Source organism: Oculatella sp. LEGE 06141, assembly GCF_015207605.1.
In the GTDB taxonomy this organism is placed as follows: domain Bacteria; phylum Cyanobacteriota; class Cyanobacteriia; order Elainellales; family Elainellaceae; genus Oculatella.
The window spans coordinates 68,482-74,481 of the sequence record NZ_JADEWO010000037.1 but is presented as its reverse complement, the minus strand read 5'-3'; the positions used below and the strand labels follow the sequence as shown (position 1 = coordinate 74,481).

The 6,000-nt window shown below is 52.7% G+C and carries 5 protein-coding genes; 2 read left to right on the top strand and 3 right to left on the bottom strand.

What is annotated here, in order from left to right:
• The first annotated feature begins 576 nt into the window (after window positions 1–576).
• The gene (locus tag IQ268_RS21760) at window positions 577–2,439 is read left to right on the top strand and encodes an AAA family ATPase (protein ID WP_193883648.1); all 1,863 of its coding nucleotides are present in this window, start codon (window positions 577–579) and stop codon (window positions 2,437–2,439) included.
• 83 nt (window positions 2,440–2,522) lie between these two features.
• Here the strand turns inward: IQ268_RS21760 and cysH are convergent, their stop codons facing one another.
• Window positions 2,523–3,281 (bottom strand): phosphoadenosine phosphosulfate reductase, encoded by a 759-nt coding sequence (gene cysH, locus IQ268_RS21755; RefSeq protein ID WP_193883646.1) that lies wholly within the window; start codon window positions 3,279–3,281, stop codon window positions 2,523–2,525.
• Window positions 3,282–3,629: 348 nt separating this feature from the next.
• Here cysH and IQ268_RS21750 point away from each other — a divergent pair, with 348 nt between their 5' ends.
• Complete coding sequence (locus tag IQ268_RS21750) at window positions 3,630–4,478, top strand: 1-acyl-sn-glycerol-3-phosphate acyltransferase (RefSeq protein WP_193883644.1); 849 nt, start codon at window positions 3,630–3,632, stop codon at window positions 4,476–4,478.
• Between the two features lie 116 nt (window positions 4,479–4,594).
• Here the strand turns inward: IQ268_RS21750 and IQ268_RS21745 are convergent, their stop codons facing one another.
• Together IQ268_RS21745 and IQ268_RS21740 are read right to left on the bottom strand one after the other, a co-directional pair.
• Window positions 4,595–5,008, bottom strand: coding sequence for a hypothetical protein (locus IQ268_RS21745; protein WP_193883642.1), 414 nt, complete (start codon window positions 5,006–5,008; stop codon window positions 4,595–4,597).
• Entirely contained in the window at window positions 4,998–5,891 is an 894-nt protein-coding gene (locus IQ268_RS21740; RefSeq protein WP_193883640.1) for a pirin family protein, read from the bottom strand. Before IQ268_RS21740 ends, IQ268_RS21745 begins: the two co-directional genes overlap by 11 nt.
• Between the last annotated feature and the right edge of the window lie 109 nt (window positions 5,892–6,000).

The window sequence follows — 6,000 nt, the reverse complement described above, 5'->3', positions numbered from 1 at the left end:
CACAGGGTGGGGCGAGGCGATATGTTAGTAGACATCAAATGTCACCCAATGCATGGTCGTCTCCCACCCTGCGTCCCAGTGCTGAAGCTGAGTTTATATCCTCCGCTTCAGTCCTGTCCCCCCATAAACTCCCATGCACACCGACCGTCGAGAGCTTTCTGCTGAGCGTTTGAGGTTGCCTACGGCGGGTGATTGGGAACGTTATCTTGCTCCGCGCTAAGGTCTTGCACTGATCGTTGAAGGCGATCGGTGAGTCCGAAAGTGTTCAGATTGAAGCAGACCTAGCATCGGGCAAATTAAAGCGCCACATTGCTCAAACAGAAGAGGATGTTGCAACAAACAACGTGAGGGATCTAAATAGGGAAACGGGCAAATATAACTGTCAATGACCATTAAACTGCGGCAAGCCAGGAAAGGGAGTGATTCGAGCAACAATCAATCCCTTCAAACCATTCTTTAATGCGTCGGTGTGCCTTCAACAGCGATCGCCAAGTGTAACGGGTTTGAAACACAGACAAATGCCTGTTGAACCAAGATGTCTATACTGAAAGCACCGGGCTGGGCGAGGGTAGACGGATGGATGACCTGTTTAAAGAGTTTGAAGACCTGTTAGATCAAGGGTTTGAAGGTCTATTGGAATTCGTTAGGGAAATAGAAGGACGGGTAGAGCAAGACGAGTTTCGGGCAGATGTTCGCCGCAACTCCAGTAACAGCCGGAGTGATGCTGACTCGGAATGGCAGCAGCAGCGACAAGATACTGCTACCGATAGCAGCCGTGTCTATTCTCGGCGAACCACCAGCACCTCCACTGAAGTGGATGATGTGATTATCACCCCACCGCCGGCTGGTAGTGTTCCATCCGTTACGTTGAAAGGGGTTGGCGGTTTATCAGACGTGTTACGAGAACTGCGAGAGTTAATAGAACTCCCGCTTAAGCGTCCAGATCTTCTGACCATGCTGGGGCTAGAACCTACCTCTGGGGTGCTGCTGGTTGGCCCACCGGGAACAGGGAAAACCCTGACCGCTCGTGCCCTGGCCGAAGAGCTAGGGGTTAACTACATTGCCATTGTTGGCCCAGAAGTCATGGGCAAATATTATGGGGAAGCAGAAGCTCGTCTGCGAAGTATTTTCACAAAAGCGGCGCGATCGGCTCCCTGTATTGTGTTCATTGACGAGATTGACAGTGTTGCCCCCGATCGCGCCACGGTAGAAGGCGATGTTGAGAAGCGGGTCGTGGCTCAACTGTTGAGCTTGATGGATGGGTTCGCGAAGACCAAAGGCGTGATTGTTTTGGCAGCAACCAATCGCTCAGATTGCCTTGATCCAGCGCTGCGCCGTCCAGGACGGTTTGATCGAGAGGTACAGTTTCGCGTGCCCGATCGCGCTGGCCGCTTAGAAATTCTCAAAATTATGACGGACGCAATGCCGTTAGAGCGATCGGTGGATTTGGGGGCGATCGCTGATGTATCAGTCGGCATGGTTGGTGCCGATCTAAAAGCCCTGTGCCAGAAAGCAGCCTACACGGCGCTACGTCGTCACGTGCCCTCGTTGCAGGGGACTATTCCCAAAACGATGACGGTGGCTCAGGCTGATTTTCTGTCTGCCCTGAAGCAGGTAAAGCCGTCGGTTTTGCGATCGGTTGAAATTGAGTCTCCTAACGTCTCCTGGAACGCGATCGGCGGGTTAGATGACCTTAAGCAAACCCTTCAAGAGTCGGTTGAAGGAGCATTGCTATATCCTGAACTGTACCAGCAGACCGGAGCAAAAGCGCCGCGCGGCATTTTGCTTTGGGGGCCGCCGGGAACCGGAAAAACGTTGCTGGCGAAGGCGGTTGCTTCCCAGGCGCGAGCCAACTTCATTGCCGTGAATGGCCCTGAACTGTTGAGCAAATGGGTAGGTGCCTCGGAACAGGCCGTGCGAGAGCTATTTACGAAAGCACGACAGGCGGCACCCTGCGTGGTGTTTATGGACGAAATCGACTCCCTGGCTCCGGCACGGGGCAGCTTTCAGGGCGATTCGGGAGTGAGCGATCGCGTCGTCGGGCAACTGCTAACCGAACTGGATGGGCTGCAAGATTGCCCCAATGTGTTGCTGGTCGGAGCAACCAACCGACCGGAAGCGCTTGATCCGGCTCTGTTGCGATCGGGACGGCTAGATTTGCAGCTCAAAGTTGATCTGCCCAATCAAGCGAGTCGTCTTGCCATTTTGCAGGTACACAATCAAACCCGCCCGCTGGCAGACGTTGATTTAACCCTGTGGGCAGAACAAACGGACGGCTGGAATGGTGCCGATCTGGCTTTATTGAGTAACCAGGCTGCATTGGAAGCAATTCGTCGTTATCGTCGGGACGGGCTGAGTAACCCTAAAACCATTCGAGTGACGACAGATGATTTTGTAACCGCTTACCAACGGCTTTCTAGCCAGCGGCAAACAGCCTGATCAGGAGCATTGGGCGTTGCTCAATCGCGGATCGGGAGGCAGGGTCTAATTGCTGGGTTGACCCCTGCCTAAAGCGAATCTGCCTAAAGCGAACTGGAATCAAGGCTGGCAGACTCTTCCAAATTTTGGGGTAGGTGAAGCCCACATTCCTGCTTTAAGCCTTTGAAGCGGGTATCCCGTTCATCTTCATCGCTGGCCGTTAATGGGCGGCTAGAATGCCAATCGCCAACGGTGACATACCCTTCGTCAAAGAGGGGATGATAGGGCAAATCGTGCGCCAAAAGATAGTCATAGACCGCTTTTGAACTCCAGTTCAAAATGGGCAAGATTTTGTAGATCGATCCCTGGAGGCTAACAAAGTCGAGTGTTTTACGGTGTTGCGTCTGGTTGCTGCGAAGCCCTGCCAGCCATGCGGTCGCCTTCAGGTCTTTCAGCGCTCGCTGCATCGGTTCAACCTTGCGGATCTGATCGTAGCGGTTCAGCGATTCCACATCATTTTGCGCCCACAGCCGCCCATGCAACGCTTCCATCCGCGCCGGACTCATGTGCGATTGGTAAACTTTGAGGTTAAGCTTGAGGCGATCGCTAAGCTGTTCTGCAAATAAATACGTTTGAGTCGGCAGATATCCTGTATCAACCCAAATCACGGGAATATCGGGGACAACGCTCGTTACCATGTGCAGCATCACCGCAGAATGAATGCCAAAACTGGTGGTCATCACCAACCCGTCTTCAAAGGCATCTACCGCCCATTCCACAATCTGCGTTGCGTTGGCGCTGGCAAACTGCTGATTAATGTCGTCAAGCTTAACTGTGTTTTGCCGCAATCTCAAGCTGGTCATTGAACGTCCTATAGAGTCGATTTTGCTACGGTGGATGGGCTTGTTTTGGAAAGAATGCCATTTCCTCGGAGAAACCAGGAGAGGCTACGCCCTAGCAAAGCCATGCCGGAAGCTATTCGCCACTCTAGTAGGGTAGCGTGATTGCATGACGTAACGCACCCCTCAAATGTAGACATCCTATCAAGAAATGCGATCGCACCAACGTTCCCGCAGGCACTTATTTTGTCGTCTGTACTTCATGGTTGGCTCACTCGTCTGCTCTGGATAAAGGCGATCGCAAGTTTGTAGCTTATTTTGCCTTAAACTCAGTGGTTGTACGACATTTGCCCCTCTTGCTAAGCTGCCTTAATGCCTACACAATCTCACCGTTCAGCACAACCGGGTTGGTCTTTAGAACGCCGCAATCCCAGCTTTCTCCGCGCTTTGATGCCGCTTTGGGGTTGGCTATATCATTTCTATTTTCGAGTGCAAACTGACGGTTGGCAGCATGTTTCGCCGCAAGGACAGGTGCTACTGGTTGGCTCACACAATGGTGGCCTGGCTGCACCCGATATGTTCATGATGATGTATGACTGGTTTCGCCTGTTTGGAGCCGATCGCCCCATTTACGGCCTGATGCATCCCAGCGTCTGGAAGGGTGCGCCCCTGGTAGGGCAGCTTGCGGCAGAGGCGGGGGCAGTGGTGGCTCATCCTAAAATGGCGATCGCTGCGTTCGATCAGGGAGCCAGCGTTCTGGTGTATCCCGGTGGCGCAAAGGATGTGTTTCGCCCTTACGCGTTGCGCCACAAAATTTGTCTGGGCGGCAATCAAGCCTTTGTTAAATTAGCACTGCGGAAAAACATACCCATTGTGCCGCTGATCTCCTATGGCGCTCACGAAACGCTGATTGTGTTAGCGGATGTTTACGAACAGGTGCAACACTTACACCAGTGGGGAATGCCCTGGCTTTTGGGCATTGATCCAGAAGTGTTTCCCATCTATTTAGGATTGCCCTGGGGAGTGGCGATCGGGCCGCTGCCCAATATTCCGTTGCCTGTGCCAATTCATACGCGGGTCTGCCCACCAATTATGTTTGAACGGTATGGTCAAGAGGCTGCATCCGACCGGGGCTACGTCAATGCTTGCTACAACCTGGTTTGTGCCCAAATGCAGCAAGCATTAAACGATTTAGTGCTGACGGTACAAGCCAACGACTGAGAGGTGTATCGCCATCCTGGAGTGAAGATGTACCGGAAGATGACTTGCGGCACATCTCCACTGTTCGGCCATTACTTGATCATTAACTTGATCATTAATTTGACCTTCAGCGATCGCTATTTATTGGACGTAAGCAGTCCAGAAACCTCTGCGTGGGCTAACACCACATCCGGTTCACGCTGCAAGGCATTGTAGTACTTTCTGGCGAACACGGTGCCTAGCTCAGATGGCGTGATTAACAGACGGGCATCGTCCAACAAGGCTTGTACGGCATTCAGCGCGATCGGTTCATCGGCTTCGAGCATTTCGTCAATTTGCACCACCAGTTCAGAAATGCGCCGCAACCAGGCAAATTGCTCGTGCTCCAACACGAGTTGCAGCAGCTCTCCACTGGATACGCGTCCGCGAACTTGCTCGTAGGTAATGCGCTCTGTGGCAAGCAATACCTGGTGCAGCCGCAGCAGCTTGTTTCGCAAATCCCGCAGGTATTGGTGTTGATGTATGCGTTGTAGCAGTGTATTAGAAGTCAATGGAACCCATCCTCCCGTTACGGTAGTCTTCAATAGCCTGAATAATTTCTGATTCAGTATTCATCACAAATGGGCCGTAGCGTACCACTGGTTCATTGAGCGGCACACCAGCAATCAGCAGCACATCCAGCGGTGATTTGGCATCCGGCAAGTTGGTGATGGTCACTTCTTCCCCATCTTGTGCAAACAATACCATTTGTCCATCGCCTGCACGCTCTTGATCTGCCCCAAACACACCTTCTCCATCAATTACATAAGTGAAGGCATTGTAGGTGTTGGGAACGGGTTGCACCACCGTTGCTCCCGGTTGCAGCCTGAAGTGCAGATACATGATGGGCGTTTGTGTTTCGATCGCAGCCTTTGCCCCTAGCGCTTCTCCAGCAATCACGTTGACCGTTACCGAGCCATCATCGGTTTGTGCGGTGGGGATTTGCTCAGACGGAATTTCCTGGTAGCGTGGCGGCATCATTTTGTGGGAACGAGGTAAGTTAACCCAAAGCTGCAACCCGTGCAACCGTCCACCCTGCTGAGCAAAGGTTGGCTCTGTTAGCTCAGAGTGAACCACACCTGATCCGGCTGTCATCCATTGAACATCACCGGGGTTGATCGTTCCTGTATGCCCCTGGGAGTCTTTGTGCTGCAAGTGCCCCTCCAGAATGTAGGTCACTGTTTCAAAGCCGCGATGGGGATGATCGGGTGCGCCTGTTCCTTTGCCGGGTTGGATATCCACAGGGCCGAGTTCATCCAGCAGGAGGAAGGGATCGAACTCTGAGAACGTACTTTTGGGAAACGGGCGACGAACCAGCATTCCTTCGCCCTCCAGCGTTTGCACACTGTTCACTAATCCGGCCACGGTTCGCATCGTTCGTGTTTGTGTCGTCATTCTGCCTCTCCTGGATGTCCCAATGGTTGAATTAGAGCTAAGTTAAATGGCGTGAAGTGAATGAATGAGGCGATCGCACCTGTGGGCATCCTCCAACGGCAATAACGAA

Excerpts from the sequence above, each read along its gene's own strand:
- IQ268_RS21760 (WP_193883648.1), top strand. The coding sequence starts at position 577 with ATGGATGACCTGTTTAAAGAGTTTGAAGACCTGTTAGATCAAGGGTTT.
- cysH (WP_193883646.1), bottom strand. The coding sequence starts at position 3,281 with ATGACCAGCTTGAGATTGCGGCAAAACACAGTTAAGCTTGACGACATT.
- IQ268_RS21750 (WP_193883644.1), top strand. The coding sequence starts at position 3,630 with ATGCCTACACAATCTCACCGTTCAGCACAACCGGGTTGGTCTTTAGAA.
- IQ268_RS21740 (WP_193883640.1), bottom strand. The coding sequence starts at position 5,891 with ATGACGACACAAACACGAACGATGCGAACCGTGGCCGGATTAGTGAAC.